This window comes from Rhodoferax sp. TS-BS-61-7, from assembly GCF_002943465.1.
GTDB lineage: Bacteria > Pseudomonadota > Gammaproteobacteria > Burkholderiales > Burkholderiaceae_C > Allorhodoferax.
In genome coordinates, this window is the sequence record NZ_PTQY01000001.1 from 380,037 (window position 1) to 403,291 (window position 23,255).

General features: G+C 60.5%; 23 protein-coding genes and 2 tRNA genes. 12 read left to right on the forward strand and 13 right to left on the reverse strand.

The genetic code is table 11. The features are described from left to right. Window positions 1-83 precede the first annotated feature (83 nt). Entirely contained in the window at window positions 84-329 is a 246-nt protein-coding gene (locus C5F53_RS01825; RefSeq protein ID WP_105259619.1) for a TIGR04438 family Trp-rich protein, read from the reverse strand. Between the two features lie 96 nt (window positions 330-425). Here C5F53_RS01825 and C5F53_RS01830 point away from each other — a divergent pair, with 96 nt between their 5' ends. Next, window positions 426-740 (forward strand): c-type cytochrome, encoded by a 315-nt coding sequence (locus tag C5F53_RS01830; protein ID WP_105259620.1) that lies wholly within the window; start codon window positions 426-428, stop codon window positions 738-740. 113 nt (window positions 741-853) lie between these two features. Here C5F53_RS01830 and acs read toward each other — a convergent pair whose 3' ends face one another. Beyond that, window positions 854-2,851, reverse strand: coding sequence for an acetate--CoA ligase (acs, locus tag C5F53_RS01835; protein ID WP_105259621.1), 1,998 nt, complete (start codon window positions 2,849-2,851; stop codon window positions 854-856). 201 nt (window positions 2,852-3,052) lie between these two features. Continuing rightward, window positions 3,053-4,450, reverse strand: a complete 1,398-nt coding sequence (gene fumC / locus C5F53_RS01840; protein WP_105259622.1) for a class II fumarate hydratase — start codon at window positions 4,448-4,450, stop codon at window positions 3,053-3,055. Window positions 4,451-4,560: 110 nt separating this feature from the next. Here fumC and C5F53_RS01845 point away from each other — a divergent pair, with 110 nt between their 5' ends. Next, window positions 4,561-6,114, forward strand: a complete 1,554-nt coding sequence (locus tag C5F53_RS01845; protein ID WP_105259623.1) for a fumarate hydratase — start codon at window positions 4,561-4,563, stop codon at window positions 6,112-6,114. Window positions 6,115-6,136: 22 nt separating this feature from the next. Then, a complete protein-coding gene (gene murI / locus C5F53_RS01850; RefSeq protein ID WP_105259624.1) occupies window positions 6,137-6,958 on the forward strand; it encodes a glutamate racemase in 822 nt (273 codons plus the stop codon). Between the two features lie 40 nt (window positions 6,959-6,998). On the opposite strand, the gene C5F53_RS01855 is transcribed toward murI, so the two are convergent. Further along, window positions 6,999-7,075 (reverse strand) — tRNA-Arg (locus tag C5F53_RS01855). 40 nt (window positions 7,076-7,115) lie between these two features. Beyond that, window positions 7,116-7,192: transfer RNA gene (locus C5F53_RS01860), tRNA-Pro, on the reverse strand. A 70-nt stretch (window positions 7,193-7,262) separates the two neighbouring features. On the opposite strand from C5F53_RS01860, the gene aat reads away from it, so the two are divergent. From aat to C5F53_RS01875, 3 genes are read left to right on the forward strand one after another with little or no spacing between them, the layout of a single operon-like run. Further along, the gene (aat, locus tag C5F53_RS01865) at window positions 7,263-8,012 is read left to right on the forward strand and encodes a leucyl/phenylalanyl-tRNA--protein transferase (RefSeq protein ID WP_105259625.1); all 750 of its coding nucleotides are present in this window, start codon (window positions 7,263-7,265) and stop codon (window positions 8,010-8,012) included. Between the two features lie 12 nt (window positions 8,013-8,024). After that, window positions 8,025-8,831 carry an arginyltransferase gene (locus tag C5F53_RS01870; protein WP_105259626.1) on the forward strand — a complete coding sequence of 269 codons (807 nt, stop codon included), beginning with the start codon at window positions 8,025-8,027 and terminating at the stop codon, window positions 8,829-8,831. A 20-nt stretch (window positions 8,832-8,851) separates the two neighbouring features. Beyond that, window positions 8,852-9,637: an IclR family transcriptional regulator gene (locus C5F53_RS01875; RefSeq protein ID WP_105259627.1), complete on the forward strand. Its 786-nt coding sequence runs from the start codon at window positions 8,852-8,854 to the stop codon at window positions 9,635-9,637. 38 nt (window positions 9,638-9,675) lie between these two features. On the opposite strand, the gene pbpG is transcribed toward C5F53_RS01875, so the two are convergent. The 6 genes from pbpG to C5F53_RS01905 all read right to left on the reverse strand — a co-directional run bounded on the left by pbpG (window position 9,676) and on the right by C5F53_RS01905 (window position 17,000). After that, the gene (gene pbpG, locus C5F53_RS01880) at window positions 9,676-10,701 is read right to left on the reverse strand and encodes a D-alanyl-D-alanine endopeptidase (protein WP_370446696.1); all 1,026 of its coding nucleotides are present in this window, start codon (window positions 10,699-10,701) and stop codon (window positions 9,676-9,678) included. A gap of 150 nt (window positions 10,702-10,851) precedes the next feature. Beyond that, on the reverse strand, window positions 10,852-12,390 hold the full coding sequence (locus C5F53_RS01885; protein WP_105259629.1) for a 2-isopropylmalate synthase: 1,539 nt from the start codon (window positions 12,388-12,390) through the stop codon (window positions 10,852-10,854). Window positions 12,391-12,413: 23 nt separating this feature from the next. Further along, window positions 12,414-13,259 carry a CDP-diacylglycerol--serine O-phosphatidyltransferase gene (gene pssA, locus C5F53_RS01890; RefSeq protein ID WP_105259630.1) on the reverse strand — a complete coding sequence of 282 codons (846 nt, stop codon included), beginning with the start codon at window positions 13,257-13,259 and terminating at the stop codon, window positions 12,414-12,416. A 163-nt stretch (window positions 13,260-13,422) separates the two neighbouring features. Further along, a complete protein-coding gene (gene ilvC, locus C5F53_RS01895; RefSeq protein ID WP_105259631.1) occupies window positions 13,423-14,439 on the reverse strand; it encodes a ketol-acid reductoisomerase in 1,017 nt (338 codons plus the stop codon). Between the two features lie 135 nt (window positions 14,440-14,574). Then, a complete protein-coding gene (gene ilvN, locus C5F53_RS01900) occupies window positions 14,575-15,066 on the reverse strand; it encodes an acetolactate synthase small subunit (RefSeq protein WP_105259632.1) in 492 nt (163 codons plus the stop codon). Between the two features lie 140 nt (window positions 15,067-15,206). Next, entirely contained in the window at window positions 15,207-17,000 is a 1,794-nt protein-coding gene (locus tag C5F53_RS01905; protein ID WP_105259633.1) for an acetolactate synthase 3 catalytic subunit, read from the reverse strand. Window positions 17,001-17,271: 271 nt separating this feature from the next. Between C5F53_RS01905 and C5F53_RS01910 the strand changes: the two genes are divergently transcribed. From C5F53_RS01910 to C5F53_RS01930, 5 genes are read left to right on the forward strand one after another with little or no spacing between them, the layout of a single operon-like run. Beyond that, window positions 17,272-17,838 (forward strand): RNA polymerase sigma factor, encoded by a 567-nt coding sequence (locus C5F53_RS01910; protein WP_105259634.1) that lies wholly within the window; start codon window positions 17,272-17,274, stop codon window positions 17,836-17,838. Further along, the gene (locus C5F53_RS01915; RefSeq protein ID WP_105259635.1) at window positions 17,835-18,269 is read left to right on the forward strand and encodes a DUF3619 family protein; all 435 of its coding nucleotides are present in this window, start codon (window positions 17,835-17,837) and stop codon (window positions 18,267-18,269) included. The genes C5F53_RS01910 and C5F53_RS01915 overlap by 4 nt, the downstream gene beginning before the upstream one ends. Window positions 18,270-18,307: 38 nt before the next feature. Further along, window positions 18,308-18,937, forward strand: coding sequence for a DUF3106 domain-containing protein (locus C5F53_RS01920; protein WP_105259636.1), 630 nt, complete (start codon window positions 18,308-18,310; stop codon window positions 18,935-18,937). Between the two features lie 49 nt (window positions 18,938-18,986). Beyond that, window positions 18,987-19,517: an RDD family protein gene (locus tag C5F53_RS01925; protein ID WP_105259637.1), complete on the forward strand. Its 531-nt coding sequence runs from the start codon at window positions 18,987-18,989 to the stop codon at window positions 19,515-19,517. A gap of 11 nt (window positions 19,518-19,528) precedes the next feature. After that, the gene (locus C5F53_RS01930; RefSeq protein ID WP_105259638.1) at window positions 19,529-19,933 is read left to right on the forward strand and encodes a diacylglycerol kinase; all 405 of its coding nucleotides are present in this window, start codon (window positions 19,529-19,531) and stop codon (window positions 19,931-19,933) included. Here C5F53_RS01930 and C5F53_RS01935 read toward each other — a convergent pair. Together C5F53_RS01935 and C5F53_RS01940 are read right to left on the reverse strand one after the other, a co-directional pair. Further along, window positions 19,930-20,268, reverse strand: a complete 339-nt coding sequence (locus C5F53_RS01935; RefSeq protein ID WP_094478505.1) for a P-II family nitrogen regulator — start codon at window positions 20,266-20,268, stop codon at window positions 19,930-19,932. The genes C5F53_RS01930 and C5F53_RS01935 overlap by 4 nt on opposite strands. A gap of 42 nt (window positions 20,269-20,310) precedes the next feature. Then, a complete protein-coding gene (locus C5F53_RS01940) occupies window positions 20,311-21,987 on the reverse strand; it encodes an NAD+ synthase (RefSeq protein WP_105260364.1) in 1,677 nt (558 codons plus the stop codon). Between the two features lie 62 nt (window positions 21,988-22,049). Between C5F53_RS01940 and C5F53_RS01945 the strand changes: the two genes are divergently transcribed. Continuing rightward, window positions 22,050-23,246 carry a GNAT family N-acetyltransferase gene (locus C5F53_RS01945; RefSeq protein ID WP_105259639.1) on the forward strand — a complete coding sequence of 399 codons (1,197 nt, stop codon included), beginning with the start codon at window positions 22,050-22,052 and terminating at the stop codon, window positions 23,244-23,246. Window positions 23,247-23,255 lie beyond the last annotated feature (9 nt).

Consider the following 23,255-nt stretch of genomic DNA (forward strand, 5'->3'; position numbering starts at 1 on the left):
GTTGCAGGGCTTATGCCCTGCCACCAACAAAAAAGCGCCGCAATGCGGCGCTTTTTTTATGGGGCAATACGTTCACCCGACCATCAACGTCGCTTTTTGCTCCCCAGCGTGCCAATGGCCTTGCGGTTGTTGTCAATGCGCGCCTGCTTGCGTGCGTTTTCACGTTCCATGGCCTTGCGTTTGGTGTACCCCGAGCTATCGGCCCAGGACCACCAGGCCACGGCCAGACCAAACGGCGTGAGCACCAGCCACCACGACCAGGCGGCCACGGGGTCCACTTCCAGGTATTTCAGCGCCAAGAGCACCAAACCGATTCCCAAAAAATACATGACTCTCTCCTGCTGGGTTGCGCCAGCGCAAGGGTGGCGTCAACCGCTGTTACTACAATGGCGTTGAAGCACTGTAAACCAACCCACGAGGTCTCGATGAAAAAATCCCTGATCACCTTGGCACTGGGCGCAAGCGCCCTCTTGTCCGCTGCACCCGCCTTTGCAGACCTGGCGCTGGCCACTTCCAAAAACTGCATGGCCTGCCATGCCGTGGACAAGAAGCTGGTGGGCCCTGCCTACAAGGACGTGGCGGCCAAATACAAAGGCGACAAGACCGCCGTGGACAAGCTGGCCACCAAAATCATCAAGGGCGGCAGTGGTGTGTGGGGCGCGGTGCCCATGCCCGCCAACGCCCAGGTGAACGAAGCCGATGCCAAAAAACTGGCAACCTGGATACTGGCCACCAAATAAGCCCCGAGGAGACAACGGCCCGCTTGCCAAAGCCGGCCGCCAACGGAAAAAGCCGCAACACGCAAGTGCTGCGGCTTTTTATTTGGGGCGATATAAATCGCCCCAACGATCTTTTAGTAGGCCTGGCCTAGTTGATCCAAGATGGCCGGATTTTCCAGTGTGGACGTGTCTTGTGTCACGGCCTCCCCCTTGGCCAGCGAACGCAGCAGACGGCGCATGATCTTGCCGGAGCGCGTCTTGGGCAGGTTCTCGCCAAAACGGATGTCCTTGGGCTTGGCAATCGGGCCAATCTCTTTGGCCACCCAATCACGCAGCTCTTTGGCAATCGCCTTCGCCTCATCGCCCTTGGGCATAGGACGCTTGAGCACCACAAACGCACAGATGGCTTCACCCGTCAAATCATCCGGGCGGCCCACTACGGCGGCTTCGGCCACGAGGTCGGTTTTGGAGACCAGCGCAGATTCAATTTCCATCGTGCCCATGCGGTGGCCCGACACGTTGAGCACGTCATCAATACGACCAGTGATACGGAAGTAGCCACGGTCGGCGCTGCGCACGGCACCGTCACCGGCCAGGTACAACTTGCCGCCCATCTCTTCAGGGAAGTAGGCTTTCTTGAAACGCTCGGGGTCGTTCCAGATGGTGCGGATCATCGACGGCCAGGGGCGCTTGACAACCAAAATGCCGCCGGTGCCATTGGCAATGTCATTGCCCACCTCGTCCACGATGGCGGCCATGATGCCGGGCAGGGGCAACGTGCAGCTGCCGGGCACCAGCGGTGTGGCGCCGGGCAGCGGCGTCATCATGTGGCCGCCGGTTTCGGTTTGCCAGAAGGTGTCCACGATGGGGCAGTTCTCATGGCCCACGTTTTTGTAATACCACATCCACGCTTCTGGGTTGATGGGCTCACCCACCGAACCCAGGATACGCAGGCTGCTCAAATCAGACCGGTCGGGATGTACGGCAGCATCGCTTTCCGCGGCCTTGATCAACGAACGGATGGCGGTGGGTGCGGTGTAGAAGATGCTGCACTTGTGGCGCTCGATCATCTGCCAGAAGCGGCCTGCGTTCGGGAAGGTTGGCACGCCTTCAAAAATGATTTGTGTGGCGCCTGCGGCCAAGGGGCCATAGGCCACATAGGTGTGGCCGGTAATCCAGCCGATGTCGGCGGTGCACCAGAACACATCAGCGGGCTTCAAGTCAAAGGTCCAGTCCATCGTGAGCTTGGCCCACAGCAGATAGCCGCCGGTGGAATGCTGCACGCCCTTGGGCTTGCCAGTGGAGCCCGAGGTGTAAAGGATGAAGAGCGGGTGCTCCGCGCCCACGGGCACGGGTGCGCACTCGGTGCTTTTGCCAGCCAGCGCTTCGTCAAAGGTTTTGTCGCGGCCGGCCACCATGTTGCAGGCGGTCTTGGTGCGCTGGAAGACATACACAGTCTTGATGGTGTCGCAGCCACCCAAACCCAAGCCCTCGTCCACAATGGCTTTCAGGGGCAGCTCTTTGCCGCCACGCATCTGGTAGTTGCTGGTGATCACGGCCACGGCACCGGCGTCAATGATGCGTTCTTGCAAGGCCTTGGCCGAGAAACCGCCAAACACCACGCTGTGCGTGGCGCCAATGCGGGCGCAGGCTTGCATAGCGATCACGCCTTCGAGCGTCATGGGCATGTAGACCAACACGCGGTCACCCTTTTTCACGCCATCGGCCTTGAGCGCGTTGGCAAACTGGCTCACGCGGGCCAGCAGCTCCTTGTAGGTGGTTTTGGTCACCGTGCCGTCGTCGGCTTCAAAAATCACAGCCACCTTGTTTTCGGTCGGCGTGCCGATGTGTTTGTCCAGGCAGTTGGCGGAGGCGTTAAGTTCGCCATCGTCAAACCATTGGTAAAACGGCGCGTTGGATTCGTCCAGCGTGCGGGTGAAGGGTTTGTTCCAGACCACGTTTTCACGCGCCAGGCGGGCCCAGAAACCTTCAAAGTCTTTGTCAGCCTCGGCACACAGGGCGTTGTAGCCCTCCATGCCAGACACGCGGGCGGCCTTGACCATGGCCTCGCTGGGGGGGAACACGCGGTTTTCAACCAACAGGGATTCCATGGCCGATGTGGATGTACTCATATTTTTGTCTCCTCGAACGTATCAAAACTGCCCGGACTGTCGTAGTCTGCACTTACAAGCCACTGACTGGCTGAAAGCTTACAAATGGGCGCCAAAACCGGGGCAACGGCCTCCGGCCACTAAATACAAGCCAAATCGGCATCTAGCCCCCGTGGATATTGCGCAAACAGCTATTAATTCAATAGCAAGCAGCGCACCAACTCAACGCCCCGTCATGTCCGCGGGCACCACCCACTGGTCAAACTGTTCCGCCGTCAGGTAGCCGCTGGCCACCGCCGCGTCACGCAGGCTGCTGCCCTCCTTGTGCGCCTTTTTGGCAATGGCGGCCGCCTTGTCGTAGCCAATGTGCGGGTTCAGGGCGGTTACCAGCATCAGCGAGCGACCCACCAGCTCGGCGATACGTTCGCGGTTGGGCTCAATGCCCACGGCGCAGTGGTCGTTGAAACTGACCATGCCATCCGCCAGCAGGCGCACGCTTTGCAAAAAGTTGTGCGCCACCAGGGGGCGGAACACATTGAGCTCAAAGTTGCCCGACGCGCCACCAAAGTTGATGGCCACATCATTGCCAAAGACCTGGGCCGCCAGCATGGTCAAAGCCTCGCTCTGCGTAGGGTTCACCTTGCCCGGCATGATGCTGGAGCCTGGCTCGTTCTCAGGAATGCTCAGCTCGCCAATGCCGCTGCGCGGGCCGCTGGCCAGCCAGCGCACGTCGTTGGCAATCTTCATCAGGCTGGCGGCCAGCGTTTTGAGCGCGCCATGCGCATGCACCAGCGCATCCATGCTGGCCAGCGCCTCAAACTTGTTCGGCGCGGTGACAAACGGCAGGCCAGTAAGTGCGGCCAACTCGGCAGCCACCTGCTCGGCATACCCCTTGGGTGCATTCAGACCCGTGCCCACGGCCGTGCCGCCCAGCGCCAGTTCACACAGGTGGGGCAACGCGGCGCGCACATGGGCCTCGCCATGCCTGAGCTGCGCCACATAGCCTGAGAACTCCTGACCCAGTGTGAGCGGCGTGGCGTCCTGCAAATGGGTACGGCCAATCTTCACGATGTCGTCAAAGTCGGCAGACTTCTGCGCCAGCGTCGCACGCAGCTTGGCGATAGCGGGCAGCAGCCGGTGCGTGATCGCGTCCACCGCCGCCACGTGCATGGCAGAGGGGTACACATCGTTGCTGGACTGGCTGCGGTTCACATCGTCGTTGGGGTGCACCAGCCGCCCTTCCCCGCGCGGGCGGCCCAACAGCTCGCTGGCGCGGTTGGCCAGCACCTCGTTCACATTCATATTGGTCTGCGTGCCCGAGCCGGTTTGCCAGACCACCAGCGGAAATTCATCCGGGTGTTGGCCGGCTATCACCTCATCCGCCGCGGCCATGATGGCCTGGGTCTTGGTCGCATCCTGCAAACCCAGCGCGTGGTTGACCCGCGCCGCGCTGCGCTTGGTTTGCGCCAGTGCGCGGATGATCTCGGTGGGCTGGCGCTCGCCCGAAATGTCGAAGTTTTGCAGCGAGCGCTGGGTTTGTGCGCCCCACAGCCGGTCGGCGGGCACCTCAATGGGACCAAAGGTGTCACGTTCGGTGCGGGTAGGGCTTGTAAGACGCATGGAAGGCTTGGCAGGGCTGACCTGTCAAAATAGCGGTTGGAAGATTTTCAGCATAGCCCTCAATCAAAGCAATACCCCGCCCAAGGGGATTGCCCTCACCGCCCACCGCCATGACGACCTCCATCCGCCAAGCCGACCTGATCGAATCCATCTCCGCTGCGCTGCAGTACATCAGTTACTACCACCCCGCCGACTACATCGCCCACCTAGCCCGCGCCTACGAGCGTGAGCAAAGCGCCGCGGCCAAGGACGCCATCGCGCAGATCCTGACCAACAGCAAGATGAGCGCCACCGGCCACCGCCCCATCTGCCAGGACACCGGCATCGTCAACGTGTTCCTCAAAGTGGGTATGGACGTGCGCTGGGAAGGCTTTACCGGCAGCTTGGACGACGCCGTCAACGAAGGCGTGCGCCAAGGCTACAACCACCCCGACAACACGCTGCGCGCTTCGGTCGTCGCTGACCCCGAATTCCTGCGCAAGAACACCAAGGACAACACGCCCGCAGTGATCTTTACCGAGATCGTGCCCGGCAACACCGTGGAAGTGACCGTGGCCGCCAAGGGCGGCGGCTCTGAAAACAAATCCAAGATGTACATGCTCAACCCCGGCGACAACGTGGTCGACTGGGTCTTGAAAACTGTGCCCACCATGGGCGCGGGCTGGTGCCCGCCCGGCATGCTGGGCATCGGCATTGGCGGCACCGCCGAGAAAGCCGTGCTGATGGCCAAGGAAAGCCTGATGGACGATCTGGACATGTACGAGTTGCAGGCCAAACAAGCCTCCGGTGCAGAACTCGACAACGTTGAAAAACTCCGCCTGGAGTTGTTTGAAAAAGTCAACGCACTGGGCATTGGCGCCCAGGGCTTGGGCGGCCTGACCACGGTGCTGGACGTCAAAATCAAGATGTACCCCACCCACGCCGCCAGCAAGCCCATCGCCATGATCCCCAACTGCGCGGCCACCCGCCACGCGCACTTTGTAATGGACGGCAGCGGACCGGTCTACCTGACTCCGCCCTCGCTGGACTTGTGGCCCAACGTCAATTGGACCCCCGACTACCAGCAAAGCAAAAAGGTGGACCTGAACACGCTGACCAAAGACGAAGTAGCGAGCTGGAAACCCGGCCAGACCCTGCTCTTGAACGGGAAGATGCTGACCGGCCGCGATGCTGCGCACAAGCGCATCCAGCAAATGCTGGCCAAAGGCGAAAAACTACCGGTGGACTTCACCAACCGCGTCATCTACTACGTCGGCCCCGTAGACCCGATTAAGGGCGAAGCCGTCGGCCCCGCCGGCCCCACCACCGCCACACGTATGGACGGCTTTACCGAGATGATGCTGGCGCAAACCGGCCTGATCAGCATGGTCGGCAAGGCCGAGCGCGGCCCGGTCGCCATTGAGGCGATCAAGAAACACAAAAGCGCTTACCTGATGGCCGTGGGGGGCGCCGCCTACCTGGTGTCCAAGGCCATCAAGGCCGCCAAGGTCGTGGGCTTTGAAGACCTGGGCATGGAAGCGATTTACGAATTTGACGTGGTCGACATGCCCGTCACCGTGGCTGTGGATTCGGGTGGCACCAGCGCCCACATCACCGGCCCGGCCGAATGGCAAAAGAAGATTGCCACGGGCGAGTTCAAGCAGATTCCTGTCACTTCGCGTTAAGCCCTTGGTGCTCACCACGGCAATGTCTGCTGCCACCCGCCCCATCGGGGTGTTTGATAGCGGCGTGGGCGGCTTGAGCGTGCTGCGTGCGCTGCGCGCCGAGCTGCCGCACGAGCAGTTTGTCTACGTGGCAGACAGCGGCCACGCACCGTATGGCGAGCGGGACGATGACCACGTCACCACCCGCTCGCACGCGATTGCCGACTACCTGCTGGGGCAGCACCAGATCAAGGCGCTGGTCGTGGCCTGCAACACAGCTACGGCGGCGGCCATCAAAACCCTGCGCGCGGCCTACCCCAGCATTCCGCTGGTGGGCATCGAGCCCGCGCTCAAGCCCGCGGCGGCGGCCAGCCAGACCAAAACTGTGGGCGTGATGGCCACACGCGGCACCCTGCAGAGCGAGAAATTCCAGGCCCTGTTGGCCTCGTTGCACGGGCAAGCCACCTTCGTGCTGCAGCCCTGCGACGGCTTGGCGATTGCCATTGAACACAACGATGCTATCAAAATAGAAGCGCTTTGCGCAGAGTACACGGGGGCTATGGGCCTATTTGGCTTAAATTCTGCCGCCATGGACACGCTGGTGCTGGGCTGCACCCACTACCCGTTTGTTGAATCCGTACTGCGGCGCTCCATTGGCGAGCAGGTCACCCTGCTGGAAGGCGGCGCCCCGGTAGCCCGCCAGACCCGGCGTCTGCTCGATGCAGCTGGGCTGCTGGCGCCGACGGCGGCAGGGCAGTCGGTGGCACCCACCCAGTTTTTGACCACCGGCCATGTGGAAGACCTGCGCAGCGCAGCGCAGCGCTGGTTGCAGCTGGACACCCAGGTCGGCGCCTTGGGGGTCTGAAAAACGGGGGAAATAGGCAGAAACGGAACAGTAAGCCAGGTGGCCTGTCCGACAGGAATCGAACCTGTGACCTACAGCTTAGAAGGCTGTTGCTCTATCCAACTGAGCTACGGACAGAAAGAACAAAGGCCCTGAAAGGGCCTTTGTTTTTGAATGGTGGTCGGCGTACAAGGATTCGAACCTTGGACCCCCTGCTCCCAAAGCAGGTGCGCTACCAGGCTGCGCTACACGCCGACAGCTGGTATTCTAACCGCTGATAAAACCCTCTTCAGCGGGGTGCCCCAATTAATTTTTTGCGCCCGCCATGGCATCACTCCCTCCCCCGCTCACCTGGCTAGACCCCGGAGAACCCTTCCCCGCTGTCACTGTGGCCTGGGGCCAGGAAAGCGATGCACCGGGCTTGTTGTGCGCAGGCGCTGACCTGCTGCCCCACACCCTGCAAGCGGCCTACGCACAAGGCATCTTCCCCTGGTTCAGCGACGGCCAGCCCATTCTGTGGTGGAGCCCAGACCCACGCATGGTGTTGCGGGTGCAGGACTTTCGCCTGCATCGTTCCTTGCGCAAAACCCTGCACACGTTTATAGCCACGGCGGGCTGCGAAGTGCGCATGGACACCGCGTTCCCCCAAGTCATCCAGGCCTGCGCCGAGTCCTCCCGCCGCGGACAGTCCGGCACCTGGATCGTGGATGACATGGTGGCCGCCTACACGCGACTGCACACGCTGGGCCTGGCCCACAGCGTGGAAACCTGGTGTGATGGCGTGTTGGTGGGGGGGCTGTACTGCATCGGTATCGGCCAGGCGGTGTTCGGCGAATCGATGTTCATGCGCCAGACCGATGCATCCAAGATTGCCCTCGCAGCACTGGTCGCGTTCTGTCGGCACACGGGCATCCAGATGGTGGACTGCCAACAAAATACCCAGCACCTGGCGTCTCTGGGTGCGCGTGAAATGCCGCGTGCCGATTTTGTGCACCACGTCCGCCAGGCCCGAGAGGGCCAAGCGCCCCAGTGGGAGTTCAGCCCTCTATACTGGAACGAACTTTTGTCTGCTTGATGCCACGCCTCCATGACAGACCTGACTGACCTCCCGCTCCAGGCCCTGCAGTTTTACGCCACTGCGCCGTACGACTGCAGCTACCTGCCCGATCGCCAGGCGCGGTCGCAGGTGGCAACGCCCAGCCACCTGATCGACAACAATGCCTACTCCGGACTGGTGGCCAAAGGTTTTCGCCGTAGCGGCATGTTCACCTACCGCCCCTATTGCGATGGCTGCCAGGCCTGCACCCCCTTGCGCGTGAACGCGGAAAGCTTTACCTCCAACCGCAGCCAGCGCAGGGCCTGGAAGCAACACGCGCAGCTGGAAGTGCGGGTGCTGAAGCTGGGCTACGTGGCCGAGCATTACGCGCTCTACCTGCGCTACCAGACCAGCCGCCATGCGGGCGGGGGCATGGACGAGGACAGTGTGGACCAGTACATCCAGTTCTTGCTGCAGAGCCGGGTGAATTCACGCTTGGTGGAGTTCCGCGAACCCTCGGCCGCGGGGACACTGGGCGAGCTCAAGATGGTGTCCATCCTTGATGTGCTCGACGACGGCATCTCCGCCGTCTACACCTTCTTCTCGCCCGACCCACAAGCCAGCTACGGCACATTCAACGTCTTATGGCAACTGGCCCAGGCGAAACGCCTGGGGCTGCGTTATGTCTACCTGGGTTACTGGATCGAACAAAGCCCCAAGATGCGCTACAAGTCGCTGTTTCGCCCCTACGAGCTGCTGCAAAACGGGCAATGGGTTGGCGGCACTGCGGACGCCACACACGCAAATACGTCTGACGGACACCACACCCCAGCCGCCACGGGGCCGACACAGGGTTAACATCGGACGACTGACCGACTATGACCAAAAAAGACCTCGACCCGCCCAACACCCCCACGGTGCAAGTGATTGAACGCATGTTCACCCTGATTGATGTGCTGGCCTCGCGCGAGGAAGCCATTCCCCTGAAGGAAATCAGCGAGAAAGCGGGCCTGCACCCCTCGACCACCCACCGCATCCTGAATGACTTGGTCGCGGGGCGTTATGTGGATCGGCCGCAATCGGGCAGCTACCGCCTGGGCATGCGCCTGCTGGAGCTCGGCAATTTGGTCAAGGCACGTTTGAACGTACGCGACGCAGCGCTGATTCCCATGCGCGAACTGCACAAGCTGACACAACAGCCAGTCAACCTGAGCATGCGCCAGGGGGACGAAATCATTTATGTGGAGCGTGCCTACAGCGAACGCTCCGGCATGCAAGTCGTGCGCGCCATTGGTGGCCGGGCCCCCTTGCACCTAACCTCGGTAGGCAAGCTGTTTTTGGCTGCCGACGACCCCCAGCGCACACGGGCCTATGCCACACGCACGGGTTTGCAGGGCCACACCAAAAACAGCATCACCGACCTGGAAACCCTGGAGCGAGAGCTGTCCAAGGTGCGCCAGTATGGCCAAGCCAGCGACAACGAAGAACTGGAGTTGGGAGTGCGCTGTATGGCCGCAGGCATTTACGACGACCAAGCCAAGCTCGTTGCAGGCCTGTCGATTTCGGCCCCCTCAGGGCGACTGGAAGATGACTGGTTGCCCAAGTTGCAGGAAACTGCCAAGCAAATCTCGGAAACCTTGGGGTACCGGGGCCACAGAAAATAACACCCAGCGCCAGACGGCGCTAGGTGTTGCATCTCACATCACCCGCGGCGGGCGTGTTCCCGGCTTGCCAAAGGTGCTGGGCGCACCCCAGGCGTGTGGTTGGTTTCCACCCATTTGCGCACACGCTCTGCATCACCAATGCGGCTGAGTTTGCCCGCCGAATCCAGAAACACCATGATGAGCTTGCGGCCGGCCACTTTGGCCTGCATCACCAAACATTGGCCCGCTTCGGTGATGTAGCCGGTTTTCTGCAAACCGATATCCCACGATGGATTTTTGACCAAGCGGTTGGTGTTGTTGTACTGCAAGGTGCGGTTGCCAACAGCCACTTGGTAGCCGGTGGAGGTCGACAGCTCCCGCAGAACAGGGTCACTGTGGGCATAGTTGACCAGCGTGGCCAAATCCTTGGCGCTGGACTGATTTTTGCTCGACAGGCCGGTTGGCTCTACGTAACGGGTGTCCTGCATGCCCATCAGCTTGGCCTTGATGTTCATTTGGGTAACAAAAACCTGCAAACCGCCTGGGAATGTGCGCCCCAGGGCATGCGCAGCGCGGTTTTCGCTGGCCATCAGGGCCAAATGCAACAACTCGCCACGGCTCAGTTCGGTGCCTACGCGCAAACGGGAGGAGCTGCCTTTTTCGGTGTCCACATCCGCCTGGGTGATCGTGATGATTTCATCCATTGGCAGTTGGGCTTCGCTGACCAGTACACCCGTCATGAGCTTGGTGATGGAGGCGATAGGCAACACCGCCGATTCATTTTTGCTGAACAAGACTTCATTGGTGTCCTGGTCGACGACCAGCGCCACGCTGGACTTCAGATCCAGCTCGTCTTGCATACCGTGCAATCCCGCCAACTGCCCATACGAAGGCCTGGGGGGTGCCACAGCGACAACTTTGCGAACCAGCTTGGGGCGGGCGGTCTTTTTAACTACCGCTTTCTTCGCCAAAGCTTGTTTGGCTACCGGCTGAACGGTACGCGGCTTCTTACGCTGCGCAGCGGCTGCCCCTTCTTGGGGCAAAAACATGAAGGCTGCTACCAAGCCGCCAACACAGAGTTGCATAAGTCCGCGTTTCAACATAAGTCCTTCCAGAAGTAAGAAAACCGTAATTTCCTTACACACCCAATAGTCGTGAACTACAGTTTAAACAGAAAACCTATGCTAGATCAACAACTTGCAGGCCAAACCTCAAGAATATTTGTATGTCTGGCCTTAACCCTGGGCTGCCACCCGGTCGGATTTGCTTTGTAACTTGTTCAAAGCGCTCAAATAGGCCTTGGCCGAGGCCACCACAATGTCGGGGTCGGCTCCCACGCCGTTCACCACGCGGCCGCTGTTTTGGAGGCGCACCGTCACTTCGCCCTGGCTCTCGGTCGATCCGCTGATGGCGTTGACCGAATACAAGACCATCTCGGCCCCGCTCTTCACATGGGCCTCAATCGCCTTCAGGGACGCATCGACGGGGCCATTGCCATCCGAGTCACTCTTCACCTCTTTGCCAGCCACCGTGAACACCACCGCCGCATGGGGGCGCTCACCGGTTTCGCTGTGCTGCGACAGGGACACAAAACTGTATTGCTCCTTGTCCAGCGTGACGCTGTCGTCGCTAACCAGGGCCAGAATGTCTTCGTCGAAGATATCGCTTTTACGATCGGCCAGTTCCTTGAAACGGGCAAAGGCAGCATTGATTTCGGCCTCACTCTCCAGTTGCACCCCCAGCTCCTGCAGGCGCTGCTTGAACGCATTGCGGCCACTGAGCTTGCCCAGCACAATTTTGTTGGCGGTCCAACCCACGTCTTCGGCACGCATGATCTCGTAGGTGTCACGCGCCTTCAACACACCATCCTGGTGAATACCAGAGGCGTGGGCGAAAGCGTTGGCTCCCACCACGGCCTTGTTGGGTTGCACCACAAACCCCGTGGTCTGGCTGACCATACGGCTGGCGGCCAAGATGTGCTTGGCATCAATCCCCAACTCCAGCCCGAAATAGTCCTTGCGGGTTTTGACCGCCATGACAATTTCTTCCAGGCTGCAATTGCCGGCCCGCTCGCCCAGGCCATTGATGGTGCACTCCACCTGGCGCGCGCCCCCGATCTTCACGCCGGCCAACGAGTTGGCCACGGCCATGCCCAAGTCGTTGTGGCAATGCACCGACCAGATGGCTTTGTCGGAATTGGGAATACGCTCGCGCAGCGTCTTGATGAAGTGGCCATACAGCTCAGGAACGGCGTAACCCACGGTGTCAGGTACGTTGATCGTGGTCGCACCTTCTGTGATGACCGCTTCCAATACACGGCACAGAAAATCCACATCGCTGCGGTAGCCGTCTTCGGGGCTGAACTCCACATCCGCTACCAAGTTGCGGGCAAAGCGCACGGATTGTTTGGCCTGCTCAAACACCTGGTCTGGTGTCATGCGCAGCTTCTTCTCCATGTGCAATGGCGAGGTGGCAATGAAGGTGTGGATGCGCGCGCTGTTGGCACCTTTGAGGGCTTCCGCCGCGCGGGAGATATCACGGTCATTGGCACGCGACAACGAACAAATGGTGGAGTCTTTGATGGTGTTGGCAATCAGCTGCACAGCCTCAAAATCTCCATTGGAACTGGCTGCAAAACCGGCTTCGATCACATCCACCTTCAGACGCTCCAGTTGGCGTGCAATGCGCAGCTTCTCGTCACGGGTCATGGACGCGCCGGGCGATTGCTCGCCGTCGCGCAAGGTGGTGTCAAAAATAATTAGTTTGTCTGCCATACCCGTTCTCCTCATTCTTCCATTCACATGTGCAAGCCGCGCTCTTCGGGCTCGTCGGTTGACGTGCTGATCACACTGGTGCGCACCCCCCGGGCCCGGCGCACGCCGTACACCACATAACCACTCACGCCGTACACCACAAACACACCGAACATCACGGTGGGCGGGTCAATATTGATCACCGCAATGCCCAGGGCGATCAGCACGATCACGGCAAACGGCACGCTGCGTTTCATGCTCACATCCTTGAAGCTGTAAAACGGCACATTGGTCACCATGGTCAACCCCGCGTACAGAGCCAAGGTAAACATGATCCAAGGCACGGGCAGCGCGAACGCCCCCAGTTCCAACGCGTCAGTCCCCTTCAGGCCACTCTCCGTCAACAACCAGATGAAACCCGCCACCAGGGCGGCAGCAGCGGGTGAGGGCAAGCCTTGAAAATAACGCTTGTCCACCACCGTCGTGTTCACATTGAAGCGCGCCAAACGCAAGGCTGCACAGGCACAGTACACAAAGGCCGCAATCCAGCCCCAACGGCCCAAGCCTTGCAAAGCCCATACGTACGAAATCAAGGCAGGTGCCGCACCAAAGGACACCATGTCGGACAAGGAGTCCATCTGCTCACCAAAGGCGCTCTGGGTGTTGGTCATGCGGGCCACGCGCCCGTCCAGACTGTCCAGCACCATGGCACAAAAAACGCCCACGGCGGCTTGGTCAAAGCGACCATTGATGGCCATCACGATTGCGTAAAACCCGCCGAACAAAGCAGCCAGCGTGAACAAATTGGGCAACACGTAGATGCCCTTGCGCCGCTTGGAAATCACAACGCCTTCTGTGCCGTTGTCTTTTAAATCAGAACCGTCATGCATGTAGTTTCTCCAGGGTCGCAGCAAGACACTCGGGGTCCCGTTGACCCAGGACGGCCTCGCGCCACCAACACACACCAGTGTAAGCCAGCACAAGCCCCCAAAAGCGCAAGCCCCACAAAAGGAAAAGGCCACCAAGGTGGCCTTTTCACAGGTCGCGCAAGAATCAGTTGCGGGTCTGGTCGACCAGCTTGTTCTTGGCAATCCAAGGCATCATGGCGCGCAGCTTGGCGCCCACCACTTCGATGGAGTGCTCAGAGGTCAAGCGGCGGCGAGCGGTCATGCTGGGGTAGCCAGTGCGGCCTTCCAGGATGAACATCTTCGCGTATTCGCCAGTCTGGATGCGCTTCAGCGCATTGCGCATGGCAACGCGGGATTCGGCGTTGATCACTTCAGGGCCTGTCACGTACTCGCCGTACTCCGCGTTGTTGGAGATCGAGTAGTTCATGTTGGCAATGCCGCCTTCGTAGATCAAGTCGACGATGAGCTTGAGCTCGTGCAGGCATTCGAAGTAAGCCATTTCAGGGGCGTAGCCAGCTTCCGTCAGGGTTTCGTAACCCATCTTGATCAGCTCAACCGCACCACCGCACAACACGGCTTGTTCGCCGAACAAGTCGGTTTCGGTTTCTTCCTTGAAGTTGGTTTCAATGATGCCGGCCTTGCCGCCACCGTTGGCCATCGCGTACGACAGAGCCAAGTCACGGGCCTTGCCGGTCTTGTCCTGGTGCACAGCCACCAGGTGGGGCACGCCGCCACCTTGGGTGTAGGTGTTGCGCACGGTGTGGCCAGGCGCCTTGGGGGCGACCATCCACACGTCCAGATCGGCGCGGGGCACGACTTGGTTGTAGTGCACGTTGAAACCGTGGGCGAAGGCCAGCGAAGCGCCTTGCTTGATGTTGGGTTCCACGTTGTTCTTGTACACGCCAGCGATGTCTTCATCGGGCAACAGGATCATGACCACGTCAGCGGCCTTGACGGCGTCGTTGACTTCCATCACGTTCAGGCCGGCCTTGCCAACCTTGTCCCAGGAAGCGCCACCCTTGCGCAGACCAACCACGACCTTGACGCCGCTGTCGTTCAGGTTTTGTGCGTGGGCGTGGCCCTGGCTACCGTAACCGATGATGGCAACAGTTTTGCCCTTGATCAGGCTCAGGTCACAATCCTTGTCGTAAAAAACTTTCATTTTTCTCTCCGAAATAAATATTGGCGAAAAGCGCCCAGTTGCAAAAACTACCCAAGCTCAGGGCGAACGGTAAACACTGTCGCCAAACAATCCCTGCGTGGTGAGCCAGCCGAAGCACACACAGGAAAACCGAAATCAAACCCGCAGAATGCGCTCACCGCGGCCAATACCGCTGGAGCCCGTACGCACCGTCTCCAGAATCGCCGCACGCTCGATGGCTTCGAGGAATGCATCGTTCTTGGATTGGTCGCCCGTGAGTTCAATCGTGTAACTTTTTTCAGTGACATCGATGATGCGACCGCGGAAGATGTCCGCCATACGTTTCATCTCTTCACGCTCCTTGCCCACCGCACGCACCTTGACCATCATGAGCTCACGCTCGATGTAGGCGCCTTCGGTCAGGTCCACCACCTTCACGACTTCAATCAGCCGGTTCAGATGCTTGGTGATTTGTTCAATCACGTCATCCGACCCGGACGTCTGAATTGTCATGCGGGACAAGGTGGGGTCTTCAGTGGGAGCCACCGTCAGGGATTCAATGTTGTAACCACGGGCCGAGAACAGGCCCACAACGCGGGAAAGAGCGCCAGGCTCGTTTTCCAGCAAAACTGCAATGATGTGTTTCATAAATACCGATTCCTCTTTTCGCTGCCCTCCCCGTGCGGCGGTAACCGCACAGCTTGGCAGACAATAGATTCATTCAAAAATGATAGCGGTCTGCGCATATTCCATGCGGGCTAGACCCCTATTTCGCTTGTAATCCGGGCTTACAGATCCTCCGAGCCCAGCAGCATTTCGGTAATACCCTTGCCAGCCTGCACCATGGGGAACACGTTCTCCGTGGGGTCAGTGCGGAAGTCCATGAACACCGTGCGGTCCTTGAGCTTGCGGGCCTCGCGCAGCGCGGGCTCCACATCACCCGGCTTTTCGATCAGCATGCCGACGTGGCCATAGGCCTCGGCCAGCTTGACGAAGTTGGGCAGCGCATCCATGTAGCTGTGGCTGTAGCGGCCTTCGTACTCCACCTCTTGCCACTGGCGCACCATGCCCAGGTAGCGGTTGTTCAGGGAGCAAATCTTGATCGGCGTGTTGTACTGCAGGCAGGTCGACAGCTCCTGGATGTTCATCTGCACCGAGCCCTCGCCGGTGATACAGAACACTTCGCTGTCAGGCTTGGCCAGTTTGATGCCCATGGCGTAGGGAATGCCCACACCCATGGTGCCCAGGCCACCGGAGTTGATCCAGCGGCGTGGTTCGTCAAACTTGTAGTACTGCGCCGCCCACATCTGGTGCTGGCCCACGTCGGACGTGATGTAGGTGTCCACGTCCTTGGTCATGTTCCACAACGTCTCGACCACATACTGGGGCTTGATCACGTCGCCATTGCCCAAGCTGTACTTCATGCAATCACGCTTGCGCCAGCCCTCGATGGTGTCCCACCAGGCGCCCAGTGCGTTCGCATCGGGCTTGGTGCTGCCCTCGCGGATCATGGCGATCATTTCGTTAAGCACGTCTTTCACGTCGCCCACAATCGGAATGTCCACCTTGACGCGCTTGGAGATGCTCGACGGATCAATGTCGATATGGATGATCTTGCGTTCGTTCTGCGCAAAGTGTTTGGGGTTACCAATCACGCGGTCGTCAAAACGGGCGCCCACGGCCAGCAGCACGTCGCAGTTCTGCATGGCGTTGTTGGCTTCCACTGTGCCGTGCATGCCCAACATGCCCAGGAACTTACGGTCGCTGGCGGGGTATGCGCCCAAGCCCATCAAGGTGTTGGTGCAGGGGTAACCCAGCATGTCCACCAGGGTGCGCAGCTCTGCCGAGGCATTGCTCAGCAACACGCCGCCACCGGTGTAAATATAGGGGCGCTTGGCCGCCAGCAGCAATTGCAGTGCCTTGCGGATTTGTCCGCCATGGCCCTTGCGCACCGGGTTGTAAGAGCGCATTTCCACCGTTTCGGGGTAGCCGTGGTAAGGGACCTTTTTGAAGGACACGTCCTTCGGGATATCCACCACCACGGGGCCGGGGCGGCCGCTGCGTGCGATGTGGAAGGCCTTTTTCATCACATCAGCCATGTCCTTGGCGTCTTTGACCAGGAAGTTGTGCTTCACGATGGGGCGCGTGATGCCGACCGTGTCGCATTCCTGGAATGCATCCAGGCCAATGGCGTGTGTAGGGACCTGCCCACTGATGATCACCATGGGGATGCTGTCCATGTACGCCGTGGCGATGCCGGTCACGGCATTCGTCAGGCCAGGGCCGGAGGTGACCAGGGCCACACCCACGTCACCGGTGGCGCGCGCATAGCCGTCGGCAGCGTGCACAGCCGCCTGTTCGTGGCGTACCAGCACGTGCTGAATCGTGTCTTGTTTGTAAAACGCGTCGTAAATGTGCAAAACCGCGCCGCCGGGGTAACCCCAGATGTATTTGACGTTTTCGGCTTGCAGGGATTTGATCAGCACCTCCGCACCACGCAGCTCGGGAACGGCGGGGGTAGCAGCAGTGGGAGACTTGGACGCAGAGGATGCCGAAGCGATTTCAGCTTTAGTAATTTCCATGATGAACCTTTGTGAATTTCTCTAACGAAAAACCTTGGGTGCCCCTACGCAAACTCTTGTGGAGTCGTGTCGGGACTTGAGATCCAAGCCATGGGCGCACTGAATATTGCGCCGGACCAGGATCCGTTTGCCTTTTAATTTGCATCCGCATTATCGCACTGGTTTTGCTAGGCCCCTGCGCCCCCTGTGGATCGGGCCGACGCGGTGCCATAATCCGGGCGCGCTCAGCCCTGTTGGCGGCGGCAAACCCGTACTCAAAGGCCCCTACCGCTTGGCTACCGAACAAGAGCTGTCCGATTTTCTGAAAAGCGTCGAAGGGCGGGCCTTCAAGCGCTCGGTCTACCACGTGCGCAACGAGCAGGCGGCACTGGATATCGTGCAAGACAGCATGATGAAATTGGCCGAGCACTACGGGCACAAGCCCGTCAATGAACTACCCATGCTGTTCCAGCGCATTCTGTCGAACTGCACCCTGGACTGGTTCCGTAGGCAAAAAACCTACAACGCCCTGTTTTCGACCATGGGTGACTTCGAGTCATCCAACGAAGACGGGGATTTTGACCTGCTGGAAACCCTGCATTCCGAGAGTGTTCCGGAACAAAACGAAAGTTCCGAGACCCAACTGGAACGGGCACAAACCTTGCGGGCGATAGAAACTGAGATTTTGGAGCTCCCGACACGTCAACGCGAAGCCTTTTTGATGCGTTATTGGGAAGACATGGACGTCGCGGAGACGGCCGCCGCCATGGGATGCTCCCAAGGAAGTGTTAAAACACACTGCTCTCGAGCGGTACATGCCTTGGGCGCCGCCCTCAAGGCCAAGGGAATTCGACTATGACAGCCAAACAACACGCCAACCACCGTATCGCCAGCCAGGATGATCTGGGCCGCGCCATCACGTCGCGCCTCCATGAGGCATCCCAGCAACTGCCCCATGACGTGAGCGAACGCCTCAAGGCCGCCCGCATGTTGGCCCTGGAAAAGCGCCGTCAGGCGCAGGTGCGGCTTGCGTCGGCTGTCGTGGCATCGGGCGGCTCTGCAGCCCTGCAATTGGGTGATGGCTTGCGCGGAAAATGGCGCTTGCTGGGCGCTTGGCTGCCCTTGCTGGCCTTGGTGGCCGGTCTGGTGACCATCGATTTTGTGCAAGACGACTTCCGCGCCCAGGAAATTGCCGATGTGGATGTGGAACTGCTGACCGACGACCTGCCGCCAGACGCCTTTACCGACCCCGGTTTTGCCCAGTACCTGCGACTGAACCGCACTGAGTAAAGATCAACCGCCTCCACCCCAAGACCCATTGCCACGCCATGCGCTCGACTGACCTGCGACCCAAGACCTCCCTGCCACTGGCAAGCTGGGGCGTCGTGTGCCTGTTTGCAGCCGTTGCGCCTCTCTCCGTGTTGGCACAAGCCACCGCGACGCCAGCCCCTAAACCCCTCAGCACTCCGCTGATGGCACTGGCCTGGAAAGACCTGAGCGCCGTACAACGCCAGTCCCTCAAACCTCTTGAAAGTACCTGGGACACACTCAACGACGGGCACAAACGCAAGTGGATTGCGCTGGCCCACAACTACCCCCAACTGGCCCCGGCCGAACAAGCCAAGATGCACGGCCGCATGGCCGAGTGGGCAGCCCTCAAGCCACGTGCCCGTGAAATGGCACGCTTGAACTTTGCGGAAACCAAAAAAGTGACACCCGCCGAGCGTGCCGCCAACTGGGAGGCCTACCAGGCCCTGAGCCCCGAAGAGAAAAAACGCTTGGCCAAGAAGACCCCCGCCAAACCTGCGGGTGCCGCCGTCTCCACCAAACCCCTGCCCCCCAGCAAACTCACCCCGGTGCCTGTGACCCGCCTGTCGCCCGAAACCGACCGGGCCAAGTTCACCGCACAACAGGCGATTGACCCCAACACCCTGTTGCCCTTGGCGCCGCCCAAATAACAGCCCGCCAGCCCCAGAGGCCCACAAGCCCCTCTCTACAATCGGGGACATGTCGTCCCCCGAATCTTTGCAAGCCGCCATCACCTCCCCGTCCCTGGACGCCCCCAGCCTGCGCCGACGTATGGCCTGCTGGCTTTATGAAGGCATGTTGTTGTTTGCTGTGGCTTTCCTCGCAACCTGGTTATTCAGCACATTGGGCCAAATGCGCAGTGGTATTGATCCGCGACGCCCACTCCTCATCGCCTTCCTTTTCGTGATCTTTGGTATTTATTTCGTCTGGTTTTGGGCCCATGGTCAAACACTGCCCATGAAGACTTGGAATATCCGCTTGGTGGACCGCCAGGGACGTGCCGTCACCCAGCTGCGCGCCCTGGGACGCTACGCTTTAAGTTGGATCTGGTTTGTGCCGCCAGTCTTGGCCATTGCCTATTTCCACCTCAATGCGGGAGAAATGGTTGTCATCACCTTTGGCTGGATTGCGGTCTGGGCCGTGTTGAGCCGCTTTCATCCGCAGCGCCAGTTTTGGCACGATGCGCTGGCCGGCACCCGGCTGGTCACCTCCCTGCCCCTGAGCCGTTAAAGCACGTCCCCATGGAACCTACTGTGTCAACTGTCGATATCCCGGTGAACCCGCAAAAAGAACGTACCGGACTGAACCGTGTGTGGCACGCCTTGGGCTATTCACTGGCCGGGCTGCGTGCGGGCTGGGGCGAAACCGCCTTTCGCCAGGAATGCATTGCCGCTTTTGTGTTGGTACCGCTGAGCTTTTGGTTGGGCCAAACCTGGGTGGAGGTTGCCCTGCTGGCCGGCAGCGTGCTGCTGCTGATGGTGGTGGAGCTGCTCAACACCGCGATCGAAACGGCCATCGACCGTGTGGGGCCTGAATGGCATGACCTGTCCAAGCGCGCCAAGGACATGGGGAGTGCCGCGGTGTTGCTGAGCCTGCTGGTATGTGCAGGCATCTGGCTGGCCGCGCTGGGCCAGCGTTTTCTTTAGACCGCCGATTCGTCCTGCTCACCCGTGCGGATGCGGATCACACGTTCCACGCTGGTGACGAAAATCTTGCCGTCACCGATCTTGCCGGTGTGCGCGGCCTTGACGATGGCGTCCACACAGCGGTCCACGTCTTCGGTCTTCACGACCACTTCCACCTTCACCTTGGGCAAAAAGTCGACCACATACTCGGCGCCGCGGTAAAGCTCGGTATGGCCCTTCTGGCGGCCAAAACCCTTCACCTCGGTCACGGTCAGGCCGGTCACACCGCAGTCGGCCAGGGCTTCGCGCACTTCTTCGAGTTTGAAAGGTTTAACAACGGCGGTGATTTGTTTCATGGTCTTGTCTCTGTGAAGGAATGAACGGGCGGGCTTCGCAGCTCAGGCCCGGAATTTACTGGTAATAGGATAACGCCAATCCTTGCCAAAGCTGCGGTGTGTGACACGAATGCCCACGGGTGCCTGGCGGCGTTTGTACTCGTTGATCTTGATGAGGCGGGTCACCTTTTCCACGTCGGCCCGCGCAAAGCCGGCCGCGATGATGGATTCGATGCTCTCGTCGTTCTCCATATAACGCTCCAGAATACCGTCCAACACCTCGTAGGGCGGCAGGCTGTCCTGGTCCTTCTGGTCGGGGCGCAGCTCGGCGCTGGGCGGGCGCGTGATGATGCGCTCGGGGATGGGGCCGACACCCGTGCCATACGGGTCGTGCAGGTTGCGCCAGCGGCAGAGCTTGAACACCGCGGTTTTGGCCAGGTCCTTGATGACGGCAAAGCCGCCCGCCATGTCACCGTACAGCGTGCAGTAGCCGGTGGCCATTTCACTCTTATTGCCGGTGGTCAGCACAATGCTGCCGAACTTGTTGGACAACGCCATCAGCAGCGTGCCGCGGATACGGGCCTGGATGTTCTCTTCGGTGGTGTCTTCGGCGCGGCCCGCAAACTCCTTCGCCAGCGAGGCCTTGAAGGCTTCGAACTCGGGCACGATGGAAATCTCGTCGTAGCGCACGCCCATGCGGGCGGCCATGTCGCGGGCGTCGATCCAGCTGATGTCGGCCGTGTAGGGCGAGGGCATCATCACCGCGCGCACCTTGTCGGCACCCAGCGCATCCACCGCCACGGCCAGCACCAGCGCGGAGTCAATGCCACCCGACAGGCCCAACAGCGCACCGGGGAAGCCGTTTTTGCCAATATAGTCGCGCACACCCAGCACCAGTGCATCCCACAAATCCGCCTCAGGGCTGCGTTCCGGCTCCACCGTCGCTACGATTTTGATAGCTGCTTGCGCACGCTCCACCTGGGCCAGAAACAGATTTTCCTTGAAACTCGGGGCACGACCGGCCACCGTGCCATCGGCGTTCAACGCAAACGAGTGGCCTTCAAACACCACTTCGTCCTGCCCGCCCACCAGATGGGCATAGACCAGCGGCAGACCCGTAGCTTGGCAGCGCTCGGCCATCTTGGCCTCGCGCTCATAACCCTTGCCCACGTGGAAGGGGGATGCGTTGATAACGGCCAGCAGCTCGGCCCCCGCCTCTTGGGCCAGGCGCGCGGGCTCTTCAAACCAAGCATCTTCACAGATCAGCAGGCCCACTTTGACGGCGTCAGCGCCCTCGCCTGCCGTGAACACGCAGACCCCGTTGCCGGGAGTGAAATAACGGCGTTCGTCGAACACCTGGTAGTTGGGTAGCTCGCGCTTGGCGTAGGTGGCGACCACCTGGCCCTCGCGCAGCACGCTGGCCGCATTGTGGCGCTGCTGCACTGCGGTGGAGCGCGTGCGGCTGTCGCCGCCCTGGGGGTGGCCCACCACTACGCAGAGGCCTTTTAACCCGGCGAGCTGCTGGGCCACGGCTTTCACGGCATCATCGCAGGCGGCGATAAAGGCGGGACGCAGAAACAGGTCTTCGGCCGCGTAGCCGCAGATGGAGAGTTCGGGGGTGAGCAGCAAGCGCGCGCCATCGGCATAGGCCTGGGTCGCCGCAGCTACGATTTTTTTGACGTTACCGTCCAAGTCGCCAACGATGAAATTGAGTTGTGCCACGCACAGTGAAAGAGTCATGAACCAGCCAATAGTTGTTCGGGGCAGCGCAGTGTGCGCCGCCATGGCGCAGGGTGCGCTCCATGGGTGAAGTCAATTATGTCATCGGGGTCCATGCCTCGGTGCATGGCGTGGACGCTGCCGCCTGGGACGGCCTGCTGGCCGCACAGGCCCAGCCCAGCCCCTTTATGCGCCACGCCTACCTGGCCGCGATGGAAGAAAGCGGCAGCGCCACCGCCGACACGGGCTGGGCGCCGCACTGCATCACCCTGCACGCGGGCGGCGTGCTGCAGGCGGCCTGCATGGTCTACCTCAAGCACCATTCCTATGGCGAATACGTGTTCGACTGGGCCTGGGCCAGCGCCTACCAGCAGCATGGCGTGCCCTACTACCCCAAGGCGGTGATTGCCGTGCCCTTCACACCCGTACCGGGTGCCCGGCTGCTGGCGCGGGATGCCAAAGCACGGGCCGTACTGCTGCGGGCCGTGGTGGACTGGTGCGAAGAGGTTGGCGCGTCGTCACTGCACACGCTGTTTGCGAGCGACGACGATGTACAAGCGAGTGATAACGCCGGCTTGATGCTGCGTCACACCGTGCAATTCCACTGGCAAAACACCCCCCCCGGCTACGCCGACTTCGACGCCTTTCTCGCCAGCCTGGCGCAGGACAAGCGCAAGAAGATCCGCCAGGAGCGGCGCAAGGTGGCCGAGGCTGGCGTGACGTTTCGACATGCGCAAGGCAGCGCAATTTCAGAAGCCGACTGGGATTTTTTCTACCGCTGCTACGAGCGCACCTACCTGGAACACGGCAACCCGCCCTACCTGAACCGCGACTTCTTTGCGCGCATGGCACGCACCATGCCGGAGAACTGGCTGCTGTTTGTGGCGGAGCGCAACGGCCGTGCGGTTGCTAGCAGTTTGATAGCTATTGGCGCATATTCCACGGGTGCTAGCGGTCTAAATGGCACTCAAACCACGCGTGTCGCCTATGGTCGCTACTGGGGCGCCCTGGAGCCGGTGGACTGCCTGCACTTTGAGGCTTGTTACTACCAGCCGTTGGCCTGGTGTATTGCCAACGGCTACCAGCGATTTGAGGGCGGTGCCCAGGGCGAGCACAAGATGGCGCGGGCCCTGCTGCCGGTTAAAACCACCAGCACGCACTGGCTGGCGCACCCCGCCTTTGCGGACGCCGTGGCCCGCTTTCTGGAGCGCGAGGGCCAGGGCATCGGTCACTACCTAGACGACCTAGGCCAGCGCTCGCCGTTCAAGCGGCCGGCCTGACCTGCTGCC